The organism is Sphingomonas sp. Leaf23, assembly GCF_001421585.1.
Taxonomy (GTDB): Bacteria; Pseudomonadota; Alphaproteobacteria; order Sphingomonadales; family Sphingomonadaceae; genus Sphingomonas.
Window position 1 is genome coordinate 210,102 of the sequence record NZ_LMKR01000005.1, and the last position, 22,382, is coordinate 232,483.

General features: G+C 65.8%; 20 protein-coding genes, 1 tRNA gene and 1 pseudogene. 8 read left to right on the forward strand and 14 right to left on the reverse strand.

Going from position 1 to position 22,382, the window contains the following annotated elements:
• Position 1: 1 nt before the first annotated feature.
• The 3 genes from ASE67_RS15465 to ASE67_RS15475 are packed head-to-tail and all read right to left on the reverse strand — an operon-like array spanning position 2 to position 2,060.
• Entirely contained in the window at positions 2 to 349 is a 348-nt protein-coding gene (locus ASE67_RS15465; protein WP_055763430.1) for a hypothetical protein, read from the reverse strand.
• A gap of 2 nt (positions 350 to 351) precedes the next feature.
• Positions 352 to 1,251 carry a DUF6772 family protein gene (locus ASE67_RS15470; protein WP_200909312.1) on the reverse strand — a complete coding sequence of 300 codons (900 nt, stop codon included), beginning with the start codon at positions 1,249 to 1,251 and terminating at the stop codon, positions 352 to 354.
• Complete coding sequence (locus ASE67_RS15475) at positions 1,251 to 2,060, reverse strand: IclR family transcriptional regulator (RefSeq protein ID WP_055763432.1); 810 nt, start codon at positions 2,058 to 2,060, stop codon at positions 1,251 to 1,253. Before ASE67_RS15475 ends, ASE67_RS15470 begins: the two co-directional genes overlap by 1 nt.
• Positions 2,061 to 2,230: 170 nt before the next feature.
• On the opposite strand from ASE67_RS15475, the gene ASE67_RS15480 reads away from it, so the two are divergent.
• The 3 genes from ASE67_RS15480 (at position 2,231) to ASE67_RS15490 (ending at position 7,336) form a co-directional block, all read left to right on the forward strand.
• Positions 2,231 to 4,954 (forward strand): TonB-dependent receptor, encoded by a 2,724-nt coding sequence (locus ASE67_RS15480; protein WP_082457183.1) that lies wholly within the window; start codon positions 2,231 to 2,233, stop codon positions 4,952 to 4,954.
• 169 nt (positions 4,955 to 5,123) lie between these two features.
• On the forward strand, positions 5,124 to 6,323 hold the full coding sequence (gene uxuA, locus ASE67_RS15485; RefSeq protein WP_235511936.1) for a mannonate dehydratase: 1,200 nt from the start codon (positions 5,124 to 5,126) through the stop codon (positions 6,321 to 6,323).
• Positions 6,320 to 7,336, forward strand: coding sequence for a sugar kinase (locus ASE67_RS15490; RefSeq protein WP_055763436.1), 1,017 nt, complete (start codon positions 6,320 to 6,322; stop codon positions 7,334 to 7,336). The genes uxuA and ASE67_RS15490 overlap by 4 nt, the downstream gene beginning before the upstream one ends.
• Before the next feature lie 419 nt (positions 7,337 to 7,755).
• Here the strand turns inward: ASE67_RS15490 and ASE67_RS18650 are convergent.
• Positions 7,756 to 7,881 (reverse strand): annotated as a pseudogene (locus ASE67_RS18650) (IS5/IS1182 family transposase); the annotation flags it as partial.
• Between the two features lie 183 nt (positions 7,882 to 8,064).
• Positions 8,065 to 8,141: transfer RNA gene (locus ASE67_RS15495), tRNA-Arg, on the reverse strand.
• A 56-nt stretch (positions 8,142 to 8,197) separates the two neighbouring features.
• Here ASE67_RS15495 and ASE67_RS15500 point away from each other — a divergent pair.
• Positions 8,198 to 8,947 carry a queuosine precursor transporter gene (locus ASE67_RS15500; RefSeq protein WP_055763438.1) on the forward strand — a complete coding sequence of 250 codons (750 nt, stop codon included), beginning with the start codon at positions 8,198 to 8,200 and terminating at the stop codon, positions 8,945 to 8,947.
• 6 nt (positions 8,948 to 8,953) lie between these two features.
• Here the strand turns inward: ASE67_RS15500 and purQ are convergent, their stop codons facing one another.
• Positions 8,954 to 9,622, reverse strand: a complete 669-nt coding sequence (purQ, locus tag ASE67_RS15505) for a phosphoribosylformylglycinamidine synthase subunit PurQ (RefSeq protein ID WP_055763440.1) — start codon at positions 9,620 to 9,622, stop codon at positions 8,954 to 8,956.
• Complete coding sequence (gene purS / locus ASE67_RS15510; RefSeq protein ID WP_055763443.1) at positions 9,619 to 9,849, reverse strand: phosphoribosylformylglycinamidine synthase subunit PurS; 231 nt, start codon at positions 9,847 to 9,849, stop codon at positions 9,619 to 9,621. The genes purQ and purS overlap by 4 nt, the downstream gene beginning before the upstream one ends.
• 128 nt (positions 9,850 to 9,977) lie before the next feature.
• On the opposite strand from purS, the gene ASE67_RS15515 reads away from it, so the two are divergent.
• Together ASE67_RS15515 and ASE67_RS15520 are read left to right on the forward strand one after the other, a co-directional pair.
• Complete coding sequence (locus ASE67_RS15515; RefSeq protein ID WP_055763444.1) at positions 9,978 to 10,454, forward strand: PH domain-containing protein; 477 nt, start codon at positions 9,978 to 9,980, stop codon at positions 10,452 to 10,454.
• Positions 10,448 to 11,881: a PH domain-containing protein gene (locus tag ASE67_RS15520; RefSeq protein ID WP_055763446.1), complete on the forward strand. Its 1,434-nt coding sequence runs from the start codon at positions 10,448 to 10,450 to the stop codon at positions 11,879 to 11,881. Before ASE67_RS15515 ends, ASE67_RS15520 begins: the two co-directional genes overlap by 7 nt.
• On the opposite strand, the gene ASE67_RS15525 is transcribed toward ASE67_RS15520, so the two are convergent.
• The 6 genes from ASE67_RS15525 to ASE67_RS15550 form a co-directional block, all read right to left on the reverse strand.
• The gene (locus tag ASE67_RS15525) at positions 11,864 to 13,162 is read right to left on the reverse strand and encodes a cell wall hydrolase (RefSeq protein WP_156348643.1); all 1,299 of its coding nucleotides are present in this window, start codon (positions 13,160 to 13,162) and stop codon (positions 11,864 to 11,866) included. The two genes, ASE67_RS15520 and ASE67_RS15525, sit on opposite strands and share 18 nt — an antisense overlap.
• 156 nt (positions 13,163 to 13,318) lie before the next feature.
• The gene (cysK, locus tag ASE67_RS15530) at positions 13,319 to 14,239 is read right to left on the reverse strand and encodes a cysteine synthase A (RefSeq protein WP_055763448.1); all 921 of its coding nucleotides are present in this window, start codon (positions 14,237 to 14,239) and stop codon (positions 13,319 to 13,321) included.
• On the reverse strand, positions 14,236 to 15,564 hold the full coding sequence (locus tag ASE67_RS15535; protein WP_055763450.1) for an MFS transporter: 1,329 nt from the start codon (positions 15,562 to 15,564) through the stop codon (positions 14,236 to 14,238). Before ASE67_RS15535 ends, cysK begins: the two co-directional genes overlap by 4 nt.
• 188 nt (positions 15,565 to 15,752) lie before the next feature.
• Positions 15,753 to 16,577: an alpha/beta fold hydrolase gene (locus ASE67_RS15540; protein ID WP_055763451.1), complete on the reverse strand. Its 825-nt coding sequence runs from the start codon at positions 16,575 to 16,577 to the stop codon at positions 15,753 to 15,755.
• Between the two features lie 85 nt (positions 16,578 to 16,662).
• Entirely contained in the window at positions 16,663 to 16,845 is a 183-nt protein-coding gene (locus ASE67_RS15545) for a hypothetical protein (protein ID WP_055763453.1), read from the reverse strand.
• Positions 16,846 to 16,946: 101 nt separating this feature from the next.
• On the reverse strand, positions 16,947 to 19,235 hold the full coding sequence (locus ASE67_RS15550) for an ATP-dependent helicase (RefSeq protein WP_055763455.1): 2,289 nt from the start codon (positions 19,233 to 19,235) through the stop codon (positions 16,947 to 16,949).
• A 188-nt stretch (positions 19,236 to 19,423) separates the two neighbouring features.
• On the opposite strand from ASE67_RS15550, the gene ASE67_RS15555 reads away from it, so the two are divergent.
• Positions 19,424 to 19,726, forward strand: coding sequence for a UrcA family protein (locus ASE67_RS15555; protein WP_156347649.1), 303 nt, complete (start codon positions 19,424 to 19,426; stop codon positions 19,724 to 19,726).
• 153 nt (positions 19,727 to 19,879) lie between these two features.
• Positions 19,880 to 21,127 (forward strand): MFS transporter, encoded by a 1,248-nt coding sequence (locus tag ASE67_RS15560; RefSeq protein WP_082457184.1) that lies wholly within the window; start codon positions 19,880 to 19,882, stop codon positions 21,125 to 21,127.
• Positions 21,128 to 21,129: 2 nt separating this feature from the next.
• Here the strand turns inward: ASE67_RS15560 and ASE67_RS15565 are convergent, their stop codons facing one another.
• Positions 21,130 to 22,311 (reverse strand): GGDEF domain-containing protein, encoded by a 1,182-nt coding sequence (locus ASE67_RS15565; RefSeq protein WP_055763461.1) that lies wholly within the window; start codon positions 22,309 to 22,311, stop codon positions 21,130 to 21,132.
• Between the last annotated feature and the right edge of the window lie 71 nt (positions 22,312 to 22,382).

The following is a 22,382-nucleotide window of genomic DNA, read 5'->3' on the forward strand; positions in this document are numbered from 1 at the left end:
GTCATTTGAGATGCAGCGTCACCAGGACGAGGCAGCTATCCCCGGCCGCCACTTCGCTGACCACTCGCAGCCAGTTGCCGAAATGCCGCACCCGCATGGCGGTGGTCGCGTCGGTATCTGCCGGTAGGTGGCCCGTCGTTCCTTCCGGTAGCCAGTGCATGCCGTCCGGCGAAATCTCGACATGCACTTCCGGAAGAGAAGAGGGCGTGTTCTGGTGTGACCGGGCGTCCAGTCGTCGAAGGAAGAAGATCGCTTCCGTCGCCCAACCGCATTCGACGGGCTCGGTAGCACAGACCCCTTCCCAGCGTTCGTTTCGAGCGACGACGATCGTCGAAGTTTCGCGCAGCATGGTCAGAAGTCCCCCGACAGGCAGACGGAATCGAGATACAGGAACGCGCGCTTGTCGCTCGCCGTCTCGACGAACATGGCGACGTTCAGCATGCACCAGAGGTTCTTCATCGCCGGCATGCGGATGGGCTCGAAACCGTCGAGGTCGAAGACCCGGTCATTGCACTGCAGGCGGAGGGCCGTCATGCTTTCGAGATCGAAGTCGAACCTGACGTAGTGCCAGTTAACCTTGGTCGCGATCTCGTTGTAGCACAGCCGTTGATCGGCTCCGGGGATGTCACGCCATCCCTCGTCCCCCAAATGGAAGTGGCTGACCGTTTCGCTCTTGTCCCCGATTTCGTGTATCGTCGGCGAACCCGGCTTGAATTGCCACTGGCCGACCAGTTCGCCGTCGCGGGCGTTGAGATACCGGATGTGCGGCATGACCCGCTCGGCATCGGACCCCGAACGGTCGCTTGACTGGAGGTCCAGGAGGAAGCCCACGGACTTCACGTCCTTGTCCGAGAGCGCCAGCTCGCTGGCTTCCGGTTTGAACGTCATGTAAAATTCGAGGCGAACGGGCCCGGGGCGCCGGAAGGTCAGGCGCTTGATCGCTACGGCCTGCGAGTCCCGGCGGGCACGGGTGGGCACCTTCAATGCATAGGTGCCGTCCATCGAGCCGTGGGTGCCACCATCCCAGTGGCTGATGCTGGACAGCATCGGTCCGTTGAGCTCCCGGTACCCCGGCAATATCGTATCGAGCGAGCCCTCGTAGTTTCCGACCAGTTGGCTCCAGCCGCAATGTCCGCGATCGAAATCGTCCAGCGCGATGATCCGGGGCAGCGGATCGAAGCGGCTGAGACGCGGGTCGGCCAACGTCATGCCGAGCCGCACGGCGGCGGCGAGTTCGTCGGTGTTCGGCATCAGGCGACATCCTCGTTGAGGGACAGGCGTGCGGCACGGTTCCCGAGAGCGGCCGAGAGGCGGAGGGCGGCATCGGCGATGAGCGAGCGCACGTCATCGAGGCTCGCGAGGCTGCCGCGCTGCGGAAGGTAGGGCGAGGTGAGTACCGCTGCGATCTGATCGTTACGATCGAGGATCGGAAAGCTGAGATTGACGATGCCGGCGATCCGCAAGCTCGCCCGTTCTTCGTAACCCCGCGAGGCAATCTCGGCGATCTTGGTCTCGACGGTGGCCATGGCGGCGTCGTCGACCAGGCGGGACAACTGCGTCATGAACGTCCGTCGGGCGGCTTCGCTCAGCATCGCGCAGAGAAGCAGTCCCGAACTGGTTTCCCAGGCCGGGAACTGAGCGCCGAGGCGGACGGAGTACCGGATCGGCAGCGGCGAATCGATCTGCGCCACGATCGTGACGTTCGTCCGGCTGAGAACGCCCAGGTGGCAGCTTTGCCCGGCGGCCGATGCGAACTGTTCCATGAAGGGCACCGCGAGCGCGACGAGCGAACGCAGCGGTGGGTGTTCATGAGACAGATGAAACAGCTGCATGGAGAGCGAATAGACGTCCCCCGGACTCCGCTCGATATAACCCCGGCCTTCCAGAAACTGGATCAAGCGGTACAGTTCGCCGGTCGACCGACCGAGCGACGCCGAGATCGCGGTCAGGTTCAGGCCGGCGGGCGCTGAAGCCAGCAGTTCGAGGATGTCCAACCCCTTCTGCAACGCTGGCACATTGTACCGCGCGATCGCTGCGACACCGTCATCATCGGCACTCATTGTTTCTCACCCAAGAAAATCATTCTCAATTGATGGACGTACCTCAAGCTTTACGTCATTGAAAACCCCCGGAATGAAAAATATTTGGCGGGAAGATCGAATCGCCTTGCCAGATTTCGAGAAACGTTTTTACAAGCGAGAAATAAGATTGAAGAGGTTGGGAGGGATTCATGAAGAAGCGAGCAATCTGGTATACCGGTGCGGCTCTTGGCCACTTGGCGCTCGCGCCGCTCAGTGCGGCGCAGACCGGGCCGGAGCAGCCGGCTGCGTCCGATGTGCAGGAGGTTCCGGCCGCGCCGGACACCGCTCAGGCCGCGGAGTCCGACATCGTCGTGACCGGTATCCGGAGCTCGATCGCCAAGTCGCTCGACCGCAAGCGGACGGCGGGAACGATCATCGAGTCCATCAACGCCGAGGATATCGGCAGGCTGCCCGATCAGAACGTTGCGGAGGCCATTGGCCGCGTGAACGGCGTCAACATCGCCCGCAAAGACGGCGAAGGCAGCAGTTTCACGGTTCGAGGGCTGTCCCTCAACCGCGTCGAGATCAACGGGCGTTCCTTCGTCGGGCCTACGCAGGACGCTACGCCGGCGCTTGAAACCGTCAATCCGGAGATCTTCTCCGGGATCGACGTCGCGAAGTCGCCGTCGGCCGATCAGGTCGAAGGTGCGATTGGTGCGACCATCAACCTGCGCACCAGGCGTCCCCTCGATTCGCGCCGCAACGTGTATTCGGCCCGATTGCAGGGGGTCTATGCGGACAAGGCCGAGAAGGCGGGGCTTCGGTCGTCGGGGCTGGCGTCGGTCCAGAACGGTGATGGCACCTTCGGCGTGCTCGCCGGTGTCGCCTACTCACGCCTGTTCTCGCAGAGCGAGGGGCTCACCACCAACGGCTGGGTCCGCACCAATGCGATCGATGGGAACGGTGATGGGGTTGCCGACCGGAACCTCTACCGGCCGAACCGGATCACGTCTCAGATCGAGCGCCGCAAGGATGACCGCGTCACGTTGAACGGCTCGGTCCAGTGGAAGCCGGATGACGAGAACGAGTTCGTGCTGGATGCGACCTGGTCCCGCTTTTCCCGGAAGCGCGACCTGAACTACTATCAGCTGCTCCTGAACAACAACGCAGTTCGTGGTTCCACCACGGTCGCTTCCGACGGTACAATCACCGGCGCAACGCTGACCGGCATAACTCCCCGTCCACTCGCCTACGATGCGCCGTCGCTGCTCAAGTCGTTCAATGTCGGCGCTACTGCCAAGCATGAGTCCGGGCCGCTCAAGCTGACGGCGGATGCGTCGTACAGCACCGGTAGCGGCACGGAGAACCAGGCGGGACTGTCCACCGGTGCACCCTTCACGTACGTGATCGTGCCCAAAGCCGGCAACACGACCGACATCAGCTACGACTTTGCGGCTGGCCGCAATTTTCCGAACTACTCGCTCAGGACCAACTTCAACCAGGACGATCCGAGCAGCTACCAGCTGTTCTCGGTCTTCGATGGCGAGGCCCGGTCCAACAACCGGGGATATGATGGACGCCTGGATGCCGTGTACGATCTCGGCGACGGTGCCCTTAAAAGCCTGCAGGCAGGTCTGCGCTACGACGACATCACCCTGCGGTCGACCGATCCGCAATCGACACCCGCCGCCGCGGCGCTGCTGGCGTTCGCGGACAGGAACAGGGACGGCATCATCACCTTGGATGAACTGCCTTCCGTCAGTTATCGCAATCAGTTCAGCGGCGGCTTCCTGCCCGAAGCGCGAGGGAACTTCCCGCGAGACTTCCTGACGGGTGACGTGCTGTCGGTGGCTCAGGCGCGTGCGGACGTCGGTCTGGGGCTGCCGGCACGTCAACCCGCGTCGGAACGCGGCGTCGTGCAGCGCTTGCTCGCCGGCTATGTCAGGATGAACTTCGAAGGCGATGTCGGTGTGCCGTTCCAGGGCAATGTCGGTGTCCGATACGTCAACACGCGGCGTACGGCATCGGGCAACGTCGTGGCCACGAGCGCGACCGGAAGCTCGATAACCCCGATCGAAGTGACGCGGACCTTCGGCAACTGGCTGCCGAGCGGAAACCTGTCACTCGATCTCACGGACAAGCTCATTCTGCGCCTTGCGTCCTCGAAGGCGATCGCACGACCGGCGCTTCGTGATGTGGCGCCCGGTATCACCGTCGCACTGACCAACTTTACGGCCGCGTCCGGTAACGCCGCGCTCGATCCGATCCAGGCCGATCAGGCGGATATTTCCCTCGAATGGTATTTCGGCCAGGCAAGCCTGTTGAACGTCGCATTGTTCAAGAAGAACCTTCGTACGTTCATCGTTCCCACGACCATATCGACGACGATCGACGGCTATCCGCCGAGCGCGGTCAATCCATCGGGCCTGTTCCAGCTGAGCCGACCCGACAACGGGACTGGCGGTCGGGTGCAGGGCGTCGAGGTGGGTTACCAGCATGCGCTCAGGTTCCTGCCGGCGCCGTTCGACGGGTTGGGCATCAACGCGAACTACACCTATGCCGACAGCCGTACGCCGATCGCGGACCCGCTTGGGGGCGGTACGCTGCCGCTCGTCAACCTGTCCAAGCACACGGCCAATCTGGTCGGATATTTCGAGAACAGTCTGTTTCAGGTGCGTGCCGCATATTCGTATCGCAGCCGCTTCCTGGTTTCCGTCGATAGCGCCGCACTGGGGGGAGCGCGCTACCAGAACGGATATGGTCAGCTCGACCTTTCGGCTGTCATTAATCTCGACAGCCGGTTCCGACTGACGTTCGACGCGACCAACCTGACCAAGCAGTTCGAGCGGCAATATAGCGGTGTCGATACCCGCACCTTCCTGACCGCGGTTCACGACACGCGCTACTTCGCTGGCATCATCGCTTCGTTCTGAGAGCGTGGGTCTCCAGCGATCCGCCGCTTCCAAACGGCGGATCGCAGCATGCCGCCACGGGCTCGGAAGGGGCGGATCATATGCAGCCGGGACATCGAGGTTCAGGGAACTCCGCCGCCGGCTCGACAACCCGAAACCCGTCTGCTCATCGAAAACGGAACTCCAAGACATGATCGATACGACGACGCGCATGATCCAGGCGTTACGCTGGTTCGGACCAAACGACGCGGTCTCGTTGGCGAGCATTCGGCAGGCCGGCGCAGAAGAGGTCGTAACGGCGCTGCACGAAGTGCCCAATGGCGCGGTCTGGTCCGTCGACGCGATTAAAGCCCACAAGGACAGGATTGCGGCGGCAGGCCTGGGATGGTCGGTGGTCGAGAGCCTGCCGGTACACGAAGGGATCAAGACGAGATCGTCCGACTGGCCACGCCTGATCGAGAATTACGTAGCGAGCATTTCCAATCTCGCGGCATGCGGCATCAAGGTCGTGACGTACAACTTCATGCCGTTGCTGGATTGGACCCGGACGGACCTCGCGTGGCGACTGCCGGACGGGGCCAGGGCGCTGAGATTCGAATGGGATGCCCTCGCAGCCTACGACCTGTTCATCCTCGAACGACCGAACGCCCATGGCGATTATGATGACGCTACGCGCGATCGGGCGACGATACGCTTCTCGAGCATGACGGATGAGGAGCGTTCGACCCTCGAGCGCACCATTCTGGCGGGACTACCGGGAGCCGAGGAGCACTACACCTCCAGTCGATTCCTCAAGGCGTTGGCGACGTACGACGGCATCGACGCCGATGCGCTGCGAGCGAACCATCACGCATTCATGGAAGCGGTTGCTCCCATTGCCGCGTCCTGCGGGATTCGGATGGTCGTGCACCCCGACGATCCGCCCTTCTCCCTGTTCGGGTTGCCGAGAGTGGTGAGCAGCGCGAGCGATCTTGCCAGTCTGTTCGAAGCCGTGCCGGAGCCGGCGAACGGACTGTGCTTCTGCGCCGGATCGTTGGGCGCGCGAGCCGACAACGACCTCGTGGCAATGTTACGCGGGTTCGGTTCCAGGATCGGGTTCCTTCATCTTCGTTCGGTGCAGAGAGAGGAGGGCGGGGCGTTCCACGAGGCGGAGCATCTCAAGGGAGACGCAGACATGCCGTCCCTGATGCTGGAAATCGTCGCGCTTTCCCGTCGCGAAGGGCGACGCATCCCGATGCGTCCGGATCACGGCCACCAGATGCTGGACGATCTCACGCGGACTAGCGCCCCAGGGTATTCGCTCCTGGGCCGGATGCGCGGGCTTGCGGAACTTCGCGGCCTGGAGACCGGCGTCGCACGGGCGCTCCCGAACGACTTGTCGTCACGATGAGCGGCGGAAGCCTGCTCGCTTTCGGCGATGTGATGCTGCGTCTGTCACCGCCACGCGGAGAACTCCTGCTCCAGTCACCGATGCTGAACGTCTGCATCGCAGGCGCCGAGGCGAACGTGGCGGGCCAGTTGGCCGCCCTGGGCCATTCCGCCGCGATCGCGACGAGGCTTCCGGACGACGATCTGGGGCGGGCGGCGTACTCCGCGTTGCGTGGCCGCGGCATCGACGTGAGCCGGGTCGTGTTCGGCGGAAAACGGATCGGACTATATTATGCGACGCTGGGCGCGTCGGTTCGAGGGACCGAGGTTCTTTATGATCGCGAGAACTCAGCCTTCGCAACGGCGGGTCCGGAATCCTGGGATTGGGAACATCTACTCGAAGGGGTCGACCGTCTCCACCTGTCGGGAATAACCCCTGCGCTGGGCCCCCTTTCCGCAGAAGCGACAGTGGCGGCCTCCAAAGCCGCCGCGGACCGGGGAATCGCCGTGTCGTTCGATGGGAATTGGCGCGGTAGTCTTTGGAGCCGCTGGGACGGCGATGCCCGGAGCATCCTCGATCGCATCGTCTGCAACGTCGATCTATTGTTCGGAGATCACCGGGACATCGGACTGCTCCTCAACGGGGGCGGCCCGCCCAGCGCTTCGAGCGACGACTTCGAAGCGGCCGCAGCTGCTGCATTCGACGCGTATCCCAATTTGAAGATGCTCGCGGCCACTTCTCGTCGGGTGTTCAGTGCGGACCATCATTCGCTTTGCGCAAATCTGTGCACTCGGCGGGAAGCCGTCCGAACCGAATATGTCGACGTTCCTGGCATCGTGGACAGGATTGGAACGGGTGACGCCTTCGTCGCCGGAATCATCAGCGGTATCTTGTCGGGCTTCTCTGCTCGGGACATCGCTGAGACTGGCCTGGCGCTCGGCGTACTGGCGCATTCGGTAGCGGGCGATGGTTCACAATTTCATCCCGGACAAGTCCAAAGCTTCCGCGACGGAAAGCGTGACGTCCAGCGATGAAGAGGTTTGGCTGATGCACGGGGAAGGTCGGCGATGCAGTCGGTCGATGTTTCCTTCGATTCTCGAGGGCTTGATTGGCCCGGAATTGAGTAGGGGGGGATTATGAGTGAAGGTACCGGCAATGGTATGCGGAACGTTTCCGAGAACGTCGTGCAATACATGATTAAAAGCGCTGGGGCTATTTCCAACGGAGCGTCCCATGCCCAATTTGGAATCAGCTACAATACTTGGCGTAAAATCCAAGAAGGGCAAATGATTCGAACATCTGTCGCAGATAGGCTTGAGCAGCGGATTCTCACCAGGCTCATGGCTCATTGATTGATCCAGAAGATGATGGATGCTGCGAGAGCGACGGCAGCCATAAAGGCGCGAGCGGATGAAGCGGATGCAGATCGTCTTCGCCGAACCGTAAGCCGCTAGCGCAGGCTGTTGCGGATCACGAAAATGATCCGCCGATCATCCACGCGCGGCACGCCGTACGACAACGGAAAATGCGGCTTGATCCGCTGCATCTGCTTGTCCGGCAGCCAGAACAGGTCACCCATCGGGCGCTCCTCCACCGCCAATGAATCAAGCCCGCCCCGGCCACGCAAGCTATCTGATAGGTGCTGAACCCAGATCGCGGAGCAGAAGTTCGGAGGCGCGGACCAGCTCTTATAGCCGGGGCATTCCCATCGTCGGATCAACGGCTCGACGTCCGGTGCATTTGCGCCATAACATCGCGGCAATGGCGCACCCGGAGGGATTCGAACCCCCGACCAAGGAGGTAGAAGCTCCTTGCTCTATCCAGCTGAGCTACGGGTGCCCGCCGCTTCGTTAGCGTGCATTGCGGCGAAGCGGAACCGCTATCATAACGCATCCATGCACGAACCGTCCGATCGTCCCCTCGACCGTATCGATGCCGGCGCCGTTCCGGCGCGCGGGTTTCGCCATTTCGATCTGGTGATGGCGGCGTTCGTCACCATCCTGCTGCTGTCGAACATCATCGGCGCAGGCAAGGTCGCGGCGCTGGACATTGCCGGCACGCCGTTCGTGTTCGGCGCGGGCATCCTGTTCTTTCCGGTGTCCTATGTCCTGGGCGATGTGCTGACCGAGGTGTACGGCTATGACCGGGCGCGGCGTTGCATCTGGGTCGGGTTCGCGGCGCTGCTGTTCATGGCGTTCATGGCGTGGGTGGTCGTCGCGATGCCGCCGGCCGCCGGCTGGACGGGCCAGGGCGCCTATGAAGCGGTGTTCGGACAGGTGCCGCGCATCGTCTTCGCCTCGATCGCCGCCTTCTGGGCCGGGGAGTTCGTCAACGCCTATGTCCTCGCCCGGATGAAGGTGTGGACCGAGGGGCGCGCACTGTGGACGCGGACGATCGGGTCGACGGTGGTGGGGCAGGCGGTCGACAGCGCGATCTTCTACCCGCTCGCTTTCCTCTACGTCTGGCCACCCGGGCAGGTAGTGACGGTGATGGTCACCAACTGGGCGATGAAGGTCGCGTGGGAAGTCGTGCTGACGCCGGTCACCTATGCCGTGGTCGGCTGGCTGAAGCGGCGCGAGGGCGTCGAGGTGTTCGACACCGCGACCGACTTTTCCCCCTTTGCGGGAGAGCGCCGGTCGCGGTGAGCGAGGTCAGGCGCCGACCTTTGCCAGCAACCCTTCGAACAGGGCGCGGCCGTCGCGGCCGCCATGGGCCGCTTCGATGCGGCGTTCGGGGTGGGGCATCATGCCGAGCACGTTGCCGGCATCGTTGACGAGACCGGCGATGTCGCGCGCCGACCCGTTGACCGGTTCGGCATAGCGGAACGCGACCTGGCCCTCGCCCTCGATCCGGTCGAGCGTCGCGTCATCGGCAGTGTAGTTTCCGTCGTGATGCGCCACCGGCACCTTGATCGTGTCGCCCGCGCGATAGCCGCTGGTAAAGGCCGAGCGGGTGCCGCCGACGGTCAGCGCGACGTCGCGGCACACGAACGACAGCCCGCGATTGCGCATCAGCGCGCCGGGCAATAGCCCGGCTTCGGTCAGAATCTGGAACCCGTTGCAAATGCCGAGCACCGGCAGGCCCCGGCCCGCCGCCTCAACCACCGCGCGCATCACGGGCGAACGGGCGGCGATCGCGCCGGAGCGCAGATAGTCGCCATAGGAAAAGCCACCGGGAACCGCGACCAGCCCGATATCGTCCGGCAGGTCGGTGTCACGGTGCCACACCATCGTCGGCGCGGTGCCGGTGACGGCTTCGAGTGCGACGGCGATGTCGCGGTCGCAGTTCGACCCCGGAAAGACGATGACCGCCGTCTTCATGCCCGTTCGACCCGGTAGTTTTCGATGACGGTGTTGGCCAGCAGCTTGCGGCACATCGCGTCGATCGTTTCGTCATCGGTGTCGTCGGCGACGTCCAGCTCGATCAGCTTGCCGACGCGCGCTTCGCCCACGCCCGCAAAGCCGAGCGAGGCGAGCGCATGTTCGATCGCCTTGCCCTGCGGATCGAGTACGCCGTTCTTGAGCGTCACGACGATGCGGAGTTTCATGGATTGCCCTCGACTGCACAGAATATTTGCGCGCGCTATGGCCCCGCCGGCGCTCGCGCACAAGAGCATAGGGCTGTGCCTGCCGGATTCCCTTGAGCGGGGCGTATTGTGCCCCTATCACACCGGCCATGGATGCACCCCCCGCGCTTGGCGCCCTCGATCGTCGGTTCGTCAATGTCCTGCGCTGGCGCGGGGCGGTGCTGGCGCTGGCCGTGCTGGCGGTCGCGGGGATCGGCGAACTGATCCTCGCCGATCAGGGATTGCTGAACGGGCTGGCCGGCGTGCCAGCCCTTGCGATCGGGGCGTGGCTGACCTTCGTCGCGCCGGGCCGCAAGTTCGGCCATTGGGGCTTCGCGCTCGACGATCGCGAGCTGCAGGTCGCCCATGGCTGGCTGATGCGGGTGCATACCATCGTGCCGATCGGCCGGGTCCAGCATATCGACGTGTCGCAGGGCCCGATCGAGCGGGCGTGCGGCGTCGCGACGGTCGTGCTGCACACCGCCGGTACCGACCATAGCCGCGTCGCGGTGCCCGGCCTGTCGCGCGATGCCGCCGAGGGGGTCCGCGACCGTATCCGCTCCGCGATCGGGGCATCGCCATGGTAGGCGCGCCCGATGCGGCACGGCGGCTGCATCCCGGCACCATCGCGCTGCGCATCGTGGTGAAGGCGCCGCAGAATGTCGCGGGGTTGGTCGCATTGTCGGCGGCGGCATCGCGCGGCGGGCTGTGGGTGATGGCCGGGGTCGCCGCGCTGGTGCTGGTCGGGGCCGGGGTGGTGACGTGGCTGCGCTGGCGGTCGTTCACCTATCGCATCGCCGATGGCGAACTGGTGATCGCCGACGGCATCCTGCACCGCAATCGCCGGTCGATCCCGTTCGAACGCATCCAGGACGTGTCGATCGACCAGAAGCTGCTGGCGCGCATCTTCGGGCTGGCGCGCGTGCGGATCGAAACCGGCGGCGGCGAGGCGGACGAGGCGTCGCTGGACAGCGTATCGCTGGCCGAGGCCGCGCGGCTGCGCGCGGTGCTGCGCGGACGGGACGCATCGACCGCGACCATCGCCGCCCCGCCGCCGATCCGCGACGTGCTTTTTGCGATGGACCCGCGGCGGCTGCTGACGATGGGCCTGTTCGGCTTTTCGCTGGTGTGGGTCGGCGTGTTGTTCGCGGCGATCAACCAGCTGGGCGACCTGATGGGGCTCGACGGCAGGGGCTGGTGGAGCTGGGTCGGGATCGCCGGGCGGGAGGCGTGGGCGCTCGCCACGCCGCTGTTCGTGCTGCTGGCCGTCGTCGGCGCGCTGGTGATCGGCGCGATCAGCGGGGTCGCACGCACCTTCTTCATCGACTATGGGTTCCGGCTGGAGCGCGAGGGCGAGCGCCTGCGCCGCGTCCGGGGCCTGACCACCCGCACCGAGGTCGTCGTCAGCCTGCGCCGGATACAATTGGCGCTGATCGAACGCGGCATGGTCAGCGGGCGCTTCGGCTGGTCGGGGCTGCGGTTGCAGACGCTGGGCGGCAGCGACGATGCCGGTGGGCGGCAACAGGTCGCGCCTTTTGCGCGGGATGAAGAGGTGACGCGGGTGCTGGCGGCGGCGGGCTATCCGGCGTTCGATCCGCTACCGCTGCGGCCGGTGGCGTTCGGCCATGTCGTGCGTGCCGCGCTGCTGCGGGGCGGAGTGCCGCTGGTCGGGGTCGCCATCGCCACCTGGTTCGTTCCGCTGATGGGAGTTGCGCTGCTGCTGGTGCCGGTTCCGGTGGTGATCGCGCTGCTGGCGCGGCGGCGGCACCGCTATGCCATCCTCGGCGATACGTTGCAGGTGATGCGCGGCGTGCTGGCGAAACAGGCGTGGATCGTGCCGCTGCGGAGTATCCAGAGCGTGTCGGTCACCCGCTCGCCGCTGCAACGGCTATTGGGCATCGCGACGGTACGGGTCGATACCGCCGGGGCCAAGGGCATGGGCCGGCCCGACATCACCGACCTGGCGGTCGAGGATGCCTATCCGCTGGCCCGCGCGTTACTGCACGGGCGGTGAGGGCGTTGGCGCCGGTGCTTCGCCGCGGCGTACTCCGCTGAGCACCGCCGGGCCGGCGGGTTCGGTGCGCGGCGGTCCCGGCGGGGGCGGGACGATGGCGCGCCGCATGCATTCGGCCGGCGCGCGCGGCACCTGCTGGCAATTCCACAACAGCCGTTCGAGCGGCTGGGCCCGGTCGCGCAGATAGCTGAACGACATCGCCGCGATCGCCGCCGGTTCGCTCGCCGCCGCTGCCTTTGCGGGAAGCGCCGCGCGATCGCGCCAGCCGAGGAATTTGCACCGCACCCGGTCGCCACAGGCGGCACTGGCGAGCGCAGGCCACTGGTCGGGCGGCCCGGCAGTATCGAGCGCGACGAGGAACGTGTCCGGATCGTCGCTGCTGGGGTGCGGTCCCGCACCGGCTGCGAACCGCCCGGTCAGCAATCCCGCTTCCTGTTCGATGGCCAGCACTTCGGGCAGCTTGTGCGCCGGCGCATAGGGCGCGAGTTGCAGGATGCGCGGTTCCTCGCCCGCCGCGCGCTGGCGGAACGCGCCGGGCGTGCCCCACCATCCGGCCCAGCGGAAGAACAGGTGGGTGTCGACCCGGGCGATCTTCGACAGGCTCGACTGCCAATAGGGCACCACCCAGTCGGTATGATAATGGGTGGCATAGCCTACGGCCGCGAAGACGCTGCCCGACAGCGCCGCGCCCGCGACCCGGCGCGCGCGTTCCCAGAAAATGTCGGGATATCGGCGGGCGAGTGCGCCGTCGCAGGTGAAGGTGAACTGGCAACCCGTGCGGCGTTCCGATCCCTGGAACACCACGCCGCACACGCTGGCGGGAAAGGCGGGATGGCGGACGCGGTTCAGCACGACCTGCGCCACCGCGCGCTGGCCGATGCTGTCATCACCCGCCTCATACAGCACGGCGGCGGCGAGGCAGTCGGTGGCGCGGGCGAGATTCTCGGCGTCTCCGGCAAAGCGGAACGGACGGGCGGCAGGGTTGGGGCCATCGAAGAACGGCACCGTCGCGTTGAACGCGCGCGCTTCGTCGGGCGGCAGGTTGCGGAACTCGGCGGGTTCGACCGGGGGCGGGGGGATCGCCGGCCCGGCGGTGGGACCAGCGGCGCCGCGCTGCCCGGCGACGACGCGCGACGCGACGCGGATCGGCGGCGCACGCTCGACGATCACCGCCGGGACCACGGCGGCGGCGATCGAGAGCGCGACCAGCACGCCGTCGATCGCGGTCGAACCGCTGCGGATGCCGCGCGGTGCCGACGATGTTTGCAGACGCTGATCCACTAACTTCTATCCGTTCGGTTCGAGCAGTTTCGAGCTTGTCGAGAAACGTCCGTCGAGAACGGGGCGCGGAAGGCGCCTTCTCGACTGCGGATCTCGACACGCTCGATCCTCCGCTCGAAGCGAACGGAGTTTGGAAATGGAAGCGCGCCTAGCCGCTTACTGCTCGGGCAGGAAGTCCGGCACCGACAGATAGCGCTCGCCCGTGTCGTAATTGAAGCCCAGCACGCGCACCCCTTCGGGCAGGTCGGGCAGCTTCTGCAGGATCGCCGCAAGCGTTGCGCCCGACGAGATGCCGACCAGCATCCCTTCCTCACGCGCCGACCGCCGTGCCATGTCCTTGGCGACGCCTGCATCGACCTTGATTACGCCATCGATCGCGCCGGTGTGCAGGTTGGCGGGAACGAAGCCGGCACCGATGCCCTGGATCGGGTGGGGCCCCGGCTGTCCGCCCGAAATGACCGGCGACAGTTCGGGTTCGACCGCGAACACCTTCAACTCCGGCCATTCCTTCTTCAGCGCCTCGGCGACGCCGGTGATGTGGCCGCCGGTGCCAACGCCGGTGATGATGACGTCTACGGGCGTGTCGGCGAAGTCGCGCAGGATTTCCTGCGCGGTCGTCCGCACATGGACGTCGACATTCGCCGGATTTTCGAACTGCTGCGGAATCCACGCATCGGGCACCTTGGCCGCCAGTTCCTGCGCCCGCTCGATCGCGCCCTTCATCCCCTTTTCACGCGGCGTCAGGTCGAACGTCGCGCCATAGGCCAGCATCAGGCGACGCCGCTCGATGCTCATGCTCTCGGGCATGACCAGGATCAGCCGGTATCCCTTGACCGCCGCGACCATCGCCAGCCCGACGCCGGTATTGCCGCTGGTCGGTTCGATGATCGTGCCGCCGGGCTTCAGGTCGCCCGACGCCTCGGCTGCCTCGATCATGGCCAGCGCGATGCGGTCCTTGATCGACCCGCCGGGGTTCGACCGCTCGGACTTGATCCACACCTCGGCATCGCCGAACAGCCGGCGGACGCGGACGTGCGGCGTGTTGCCGATCGTTTGCAGGATGGTATCGGCCTTCATGGCTGGGTCTCCTTCGGGGTGACTTCTAGGTCTTCAGGGGGCGTGAAGCTGCGCGCGGCGCGCAATTCGGGGAACAGGCGCGACCACAGCATCGTGACGCCGATCGCCAGCACCCCGCCACCGGCGACGGCGACGACCGGGCCGACCAGCGCGGCGAGGAAACCGGAGCGCGCTTCGCCCAGCTCGTTCGATCCCGACACGAACAGCGTCGACACCGCGCCGACCCGCCCGCGCATCGCATCGGGGGTGTGCAGCTGGATCAGCGATTGCCGGACATAGACCGACACCATGTCGGTCGCGCCGACGACGAACAGCGAGATGAGCGCCAGGATCGCGGCCGGCGCGAAGTCGCTGCCGATCGCCGATGGCCCGAACACCGGGATCAACAGCGGTGCCGACAGCCCGAACAGCGCGGTCGCCGCGCCGAAGCCCATCACCGACAGCAGCATCTTCGCGCCGACATCCTTCGACAGCGGCTTGAACGCGAACACGGCGGCGACCGTCACCGCGCCCAGCGCCGGGGCCGCGCGCAGATGGCCCAGGCCGTCCGCGCCGATCTGCAGAATGTCACGGGCATAGATGGGCAGCATCGCCGTCGCCCCGCCCAGCAGCACCGCGAACAGGTCGAGCGAGATCGCCCCGAATACCAGCCGGTTGCGCCGGACATAGGACAGGCCGTCGAGCATCTGCCGCCACGGGTTCATGTTGCCGGTGATCGCCGCGCGCGGGATCGGCGGGATCAGGAGCAGCATGACGAGGCCGAACAGGAACAGCCCCGCCGACACCGCATAGGGCAGGTAATGGCCGAACGCATAGAGATAGCCGCCCATTGCCGGCCCCAGCACCGATCCGCCCTGCCACGCGATCGAACTCATCGCGATCGCGGTCGGCAGTACGGCCGGCGGCACGAGGTTGGGGGCGAGCGCCTGCAACGCCGGCCCGGCAAAGGCGCGCGCGACGCCCAGCATCGCGGCGACGAAGAACAGCCAGGGCAGGGTGATCTGGCCGCTATAGGTCAGCCACGCGAGCAGCAGCGCGCACCCGCCCTCCAGCGCGACCGATCCGCGCGCGATCCAGCGCCGGTCCACCCGGTCGGCGACCCAGCCCGCGACCAGCGACAACACCAGCAACGGCAGGAACTGCGCAACGCCGATCAGCCCCAGCTGAAACGCCGATTGCTTGATGGTCATCGTCTCGCGCGCAATGTCATACACCTGCCACCCGATGACCACGACCATCGCGATCTGCGCCAGCGTGTTCGACAGGCGCGCGAGGAAATAGGCGCGGAACGGCGCGATCGATAATGGGTGGGGGGTGACGGCCATGGGCTGGGGTTTAGGTCCGGGGAGGGGCCGGGGCAATGCAGATCGGCTTGGGGGGTGTTCGGCGGTGGCTTGTCCAACAGCCATCGTCATTCCGGCGAAGGCCGGAATCCATGGATACGATCGGCATCGCTTCTATCGCGACGGCCCGTATCCATGGATCCCGGCTTCCGCCGGGATGACGGATGTTTTTACCGCGAAAGAAACGTCAGCAAATCCTCGGTCAACCGGTCGCTTTCCGTCGCGAACAGCCCGTGCGGCGCGCCGTCATATTCGACCAGCGTGGCATTCGGCAGCGCCTTGGCCAGTGCACGGCCGGTGGCGTCGATCGGCACCGTCTGGTCCGACGTCCCGTGGATGATGAGCGTCGGCACGGTGATCGAGGGCAGGTCGGGCCGGAAATCGGTCGTCCCGAACGATTCCGCGCAGGCCAACGTGGGCTTCAGTCCGGCCAGCATCGCCGTATTCCACGACAGGTCGAGAACTTCCTCGCTCACCGGGCTGGTGATGAAGCCGACGCCATAGAATTGGTCGAAGAAACTGCGGAAGAACTTCGGCCGATCCGCCTTGATATTGTCGGCAATCTCTTGAAGCTGGTCGGCGGCCACGCCATCGGGATTGTCGTCGGTCTGAAGCATGTACGGCACGACCGAACCGATGAAGCCCGCGCGGGTCACCCCCTTGCCACCATGCCGCGACATGTACCGCGCGACCTCGCCGCCGCCCATCGAGAAACCGACCAGCGCGATATCGTCGGTGACGCCGGTTTCCTTCAGCACATCGGCCAGATCGTCCGAAAGGGTGTCATAGTCATAGCCAGACCAGGGCTGGTCCGACCGGCCGAACCCGCGCCGGTCATAGGCGATGACCCGGTACCCGGCATCGGCCAGCGCCATTGCCTGCGGGTCCCAGCTGTCGGCCGACAGCGGCCAGCCATGGATCAGCACCACCGGGCGGCCTTGGCCCCAATCCTTCACAAACAGGTTGGTGCCGTCACGGGTCTTTACATAGGGCATGGCGCGGTCCTCGTCTGGAATTGCTGATCCGTGAACGAGTGAGCCGTGGTGCGGTTGCCTGTGCGATACGGGCGTTACCGTACGGTCAGCGTGGAACGATGCCCAGCAGCGGGCGGACGACGCCGCGTTCGGCATCGCGCAGGATTGCCGAATAGCGTTCCGCCATCTGGGCATGGACCCGACGCACTTCGGGCAGGCTCGCCTCATCCGCGCGGTGGCGCGATTCGGCCAGACGGCGGCGATAATAGGTAATGTTGTCAATCGGCATGGTGCCCTCCTCGTACTTCGTACTTGGCGGACCATGCATATGCCGTTGTTTTCGATCCGTCGCTGATCCACATCAAGCATCGGTTCAGAAACGACCGGCCGTTACCCGGGCGTGACGAAACTGTCGATGACCCGTTTCTGTCCGGCGGTCTCGAACAACACTTCCAGCTTGTTGCCTTCGATTGTCTCGATCGTGCCGTAACCGAATTTCTGGTGGAATACGCGCTGTCCGGTGGACAGGTCGCCGCGGCCTTTATTGCCGAGGCTGATCGCACTCGCCCGCGCCTCGACCACCCGCGATGGGGTGGGGGTGAAGCCCGACCCCTGCGATGCCGCGCGTTGCCAGCCCGGCCCACGCCCGGTGCCGCGCGCGACATCGGCGAACGGATCGGCCCGCTCGCTCCAGTTCGCGCGCCACAGGCTCTCGCCGCCCGACATGGTGGTCTCGGTCTCGATATGCTCGGGTGGCAGTTCGCCGACGAAGCGCGACGGCAGTGACGAATTCCACTGGCCATAGATACGGCGATTGGCCGCGTGAAAGATCACTGCCAGCCGCCGCGCGCGGGTGATCGCGACATAGGCGAGGCGGCGTTCCTCCTCCAGCGACGCGGTGCCGCCCTCGTCCAGCGAGCGTTGCGACGGGAACAGCCCTTCTTCCCATCCGACGCAGAACACCGTGTCGAACTCCAGCCCCTTGGCGGCGTGGATGGTCATGATCGTGACCTTCGGCTCCTCGGCCGACGCCTCGTTATCCATTACCAGGCTGACGTGCTCGAGGAACGCGCCGAGCGACTCATATTCCTCCATCGCGCGGACGAGTTCGGTCAGGTTTTCCAGCCGCCCGGCGGCCTCGGCGGTCTTTTCCGCCTGATACATCGCGGTATAGCCGCTTTCGTCCAGCAACTGCCGCGCCAGTTCGGCATGCGGCAGGCCCTGCGCCATGTCGCGCCAGCGCGCGAAATCGCCGACCAGCCGCCCGAGCGACTTGCGCGCCGCGCCGGTCAGTTCGTCGGTGTCGAGGATGCGCGCGGCGGCGGTCATCAGCGAAGAGCCGGTCGCGCGGGCGAAGCGGTGGATGGTCTGCACCGCCTTGTCGCCCAACCCGCGCTTGGGCACGTTGACGATCCGTTCGAACGCCAGGTCGTCGGCCGGCTGGTTGACGACGCGCAGATAGGCCAGCGCATCGCGGATTTCGGCGCGTTCGTAGAAGCGGAAGCCGCCGACGATCCGGTACGGCATGCCGATGCCGATAAAGCGTTCTTCGAATTCGCGTGTCTGGTGCTGCGCGCGCACGAGAATGGCGAAATTGTCGAGATTCTTGCCGTCGCGCTGCCCGCGTTCGACCATCTCGCCGACGCGGCGCGCTTCCTCCGGGCCGTCCCACACGCCGATGACGCGGACTTTTTCGCCGACGTCGGTTTCGGTCCACAACGTCTTGCCCAGCCGCCCGCCATTATGCGCGATGACGCCCGACGCCGCGCCCAGGATATGCGGCGTCGAGCGGTAATTCTGTTCCAGCTTGACGATCTTCGCGCCCGGAAAGTCGCGTTCGAAGCGCAGGATGTTTTCGACCTGCGCGCCGCGCCACGAATAGATAGACTGGTCGTCGTCGCCGACGCAGCACAGGTTGCGCCGCTCCTGCGCCAGCAACCGCAGCCACAGATACTGGACGCTGTTCGTATCCTGATATTCGTCGACCATGATATAGCGAAAACGCTGCTGATATTGCTGCAGCACCTCGCGGTGGGTACGCAGGATCGTCAGGACGTGCAGCAACAGGTCGCCGAAGTCGCAGGCGTTCACCGCCTGCAACCGGTCCTGATATTGCTGGTACAATTCACCGCCGCGGCCATTGGCGAAGCGTTCGCTTTCCCCGGCATCGACATCCGCCGGGGTCATCCCCTTGTTTTTCCACCCGTCGATCAGGCCAGCCAAGCTGCGTGCCGGCCAGCGCTTTTCATCCAGATTGGCGGCAACGATCAGCTGCTTGAGCAGCCGCAACTGGTCGTCGGTGTCGAGGATGGTGAAGTTCGACTGCAACCCGACCAGCTCGGCATGTCGCCTGAGCATCTTGGCGCCGATCGCGTGGAACGTGCCAAGCCACGGCATCCCCTCGACCAGATCGCCGACCAGCCGCCCGACCCGCTCGCGCATCTCCTTCGCCGCCTTGTTGGTGAAGGTCACCGACAGGATTTCGGATGGATAGGCCTTTCGCGTGTAGAGCAGGTGCGCCAGCCGCGCAGTCAAGGCCGCCGTCTTGCCGGTCCCGGCACCCGCCAGCACCAGTACCGGCCCATCGGTGGTCAGTACCGCATCACGCTGCGGTTCGTTCAGGCCGCGCAGATACGGGGCGTCGACGGAGTTCGGGGCAGGGGGAGTCAGGGCGGCCATCGTCGAACAGGTAGGGAACGAACGGTAAAGCGACAAGCAAGGAAATCGTTTCTCAACCGTCATCATATTGCCATCGCCCCTTCGTTGCGGTGCAACATGGCGGCGCTATCGGGCGGGTGCCGGTGGATGGCGGCGTCAAGCCCGACGACCGCTGCCGCGACGGGCACGCTTTCGCAGGAGCCAACCCCATGACGATCCGTTTCCTCGCCCTCGCGGCGACCGCCGCCGCTTGCCTGTCGTCCGCCGCCCATGCCGAACTGCGTGAGCCGGTGACGGCACGCGTGTCGGTCGCCGGGCTCGACCTCGCCTCTTCGGAAGGACGCCGCCTGCTCGACGCCCGCATCGACGCCGCCGCGCAGCGCGGGTGCCAGTCGCAGCTGACCGGCCTGCGCCGGGTGACCGACGAACGCCGTTGCCGCGAGGAAATGCACCGCGACGCGCAGGTGCGCATCGCGCAGCTGACCCCGGTGGAGGTCGCCAGCGCGAAGTAAGTTCATCCCGCCAGGGTACGTCACTCCGGATGAAGTCCGGGGTGACGACATTCGCGGCCGAGATGCGATAATTACGTGCCAATGCGCTTGCGCGAACGCTTCTTGCCTTAAGGTGGCAACTTGCTACGCGGGCGCATGACCCAACCGCATCCCATGCGCGTCCATCGCCGCATCCTGATCGCCAGCCTGATCGGCACTTCGGTCGAATTCTACGACTTCTATATCTATGCCACCGCCGCGACGTTGGTATTCGGGCCGCTGTTCTTTCCATCCGACAGCGCGTCGGCACAGCTGATGGCGAGCTATCTGTCGATCGGCCTGGCCTTCATCGCCCGGCCGCTGGGTGCGGTGGTGTTCGGGCATTTCGGCGACCGGCTGGGGCGCAAATCGACGCTCGTCGCGTCGCTGATGCTGATGGGCGGATCGACGCTGCTGATCGCGTTCCTGCCGACCTATGCCCAGGTCGGCTGGGTCGCGCCGCTGCTGCTGTGCACGCTGCGGTTCGCGCAGGGGCTGGGGCTGGGCGGCGAATGGGGCGGCGCGGCGCTGCTGGCGGTGGAAAATGCCCCGCCGGGCTGGCGCGGGCGGTTCGGCATGGTGCCGCAACTGGGCGCGCCGGTCGGGTTCATTGCCGCCAACGGGCTGTTCCTGCTGCTCGGCCTCACGCTGTCGGAGGCGGATTTTGCCGCGTGGGGCTGGCGCCTGCCCTTCCTGTTCAGCGCGGCGCTGGTCGCGCTGGGGCTGTGGGTGCGGGTGAAGCTGCACGAAACGCCCGCCTTTGCCCGCGCATTGGCGCAGGAAGCGCCCGCCGCCGTGCCGATCGCCGAACTGGCCGGCGCCCATCTGCGCGCGACATTGGCCGGGACGTTCGGCGTCGTCGCCTGTTTTGCGCTCTACTATATCGCGACCACCTTCGTGCTCGGCTACGGCACCACCACGCTCGGCTATAGCCGCAGCGCGTTTCTCCAGACACAGCTGGTGGCGATCCTGTTCATGGCCGCCGGCATTGCGCTGGCCGGATGGCTGTCGGATCGCGCGACCCCGGCAAGGGTGCTGGCGGGCGGCTGTGTCGGCGTCGTGCTGGCGGGGGTGCTGCTGGCGCCGATGGTCGGCGGCGGATCGCTGTTCGTGATCGGCGCGTGGCTGTCGTTCGCGCTGTTGATGATGGGCTTCGTCTATGGGCCGCTCGGCGCGTGGCTGCCCGCGCTGTTCCCGGCGCGGGTGCGCTATACCGGCGCGTCGATGGGCTTCAACGTCGGCGGCGTCATCGGCGGCGGGCTGACCCCCAGCATCGCGCAGGCGCTGTCGGTGTCGCACGGGCTGGGCGCGGTCGGCGTGGTGCTGGGCGCGGCGGGGATCGCCAGCATCCTCGGCCTGTTGCTGGTCCCGCGCACCCGCTAAATCTAAGCGGTACGCAGCGCCTGTGCGTCGATGACCGCGTCCGGCACCGGGCAGATGCGGTTGCGGCCCGCGCGCTTGGCGTCATAGACCCAGCGATCGGCACGATCGATCAGGCTGTTCAGCGTATCGCCCGGCTCCAGCAGCGCCAGCCCGGCGCTGACCGTGATCGGGGGCAGGTGACCGCCGATCGCCGGGATGCCCGCGCGCACCGCCTGCGCCGCCAGCCATGCGCCGCGCAGGGTCGTGCGGTCGAGTATCGCGACGAATTCCTCACCCCCCAGCCGCGCGACCACCGCCGATGACGGCAGCCGCCCGGTCAACAGGCGCGCAAATGCCTGCAGCACCGCATCGCCGGTCGCATGGCCATAGCCGTCATTGACCCGCTTGAAATGGTCGATGTCGAACAGGATCACGGCCAGCGGCTCGCCCGTCTCGCGCGCGGCATCGACCAGCGGGGCCGCCCGCCGCTCGAACCCCCGCCGGTTTGCGACTGCGGTCAACGGATCGGTTTCCGATTCGGATATCGTCCGCCCCATCGCCGCCTGCACGACCAGCAACAGCGCCAGCAATCCGGCCGTAACCATCAGCACGCCGCCGGTCGCCTGCGAAAACAGCGCATAGCTGCTGCCGGCATAGGCCTTGGCCGTCGAACCGGAACCGAAGGTCGCGGCGAAAAACGGTTTGACCAGGAAATGCGCCGTGGTCGTCGCCGACACGATCCCCAGCGCCAGCCACAACGGTCCCCGCTTGCGCCGTACCGCATCGACCGCGATCACGGTCGACAGCCCGGCTCCGACCAGGAACGGTGCCTGATAGGCGATTTCGTACCACAGCGCGTTGCGCGGCCCGTTCCAGATCAGCGCGCGATCGACCGCGCCGAACGCCACCAGCGCGAGCAACGGCCCGACCGGGATCTTCCGCCCGGCCAGCCCGGCCATCCCCGCCTGCAACAACGTGATGCTGAGCAGGAACGACCCATAGCTCAGGATCAGGAACGCCGTGAGATGATCGGTCAGCCGCACGCCCAGTTCGCTGAGCGGGGTCAGCCCGCCGACGAGATAGGCGAGGATGAACCACGATACGTGACGCTGTTCGGGATAGGATACCCGGACGATCGCAAACGCCGTGGCGAACAGCCCGGCGATGCAGGCGTTGACGATCAGGGCATATACCGCGCTGTCCATTCCCGATCCCGCCAAATTGCCGATTCGGGATCGTTATCACCATTTTTCGGGGAAAATATGAACAGCGCGGA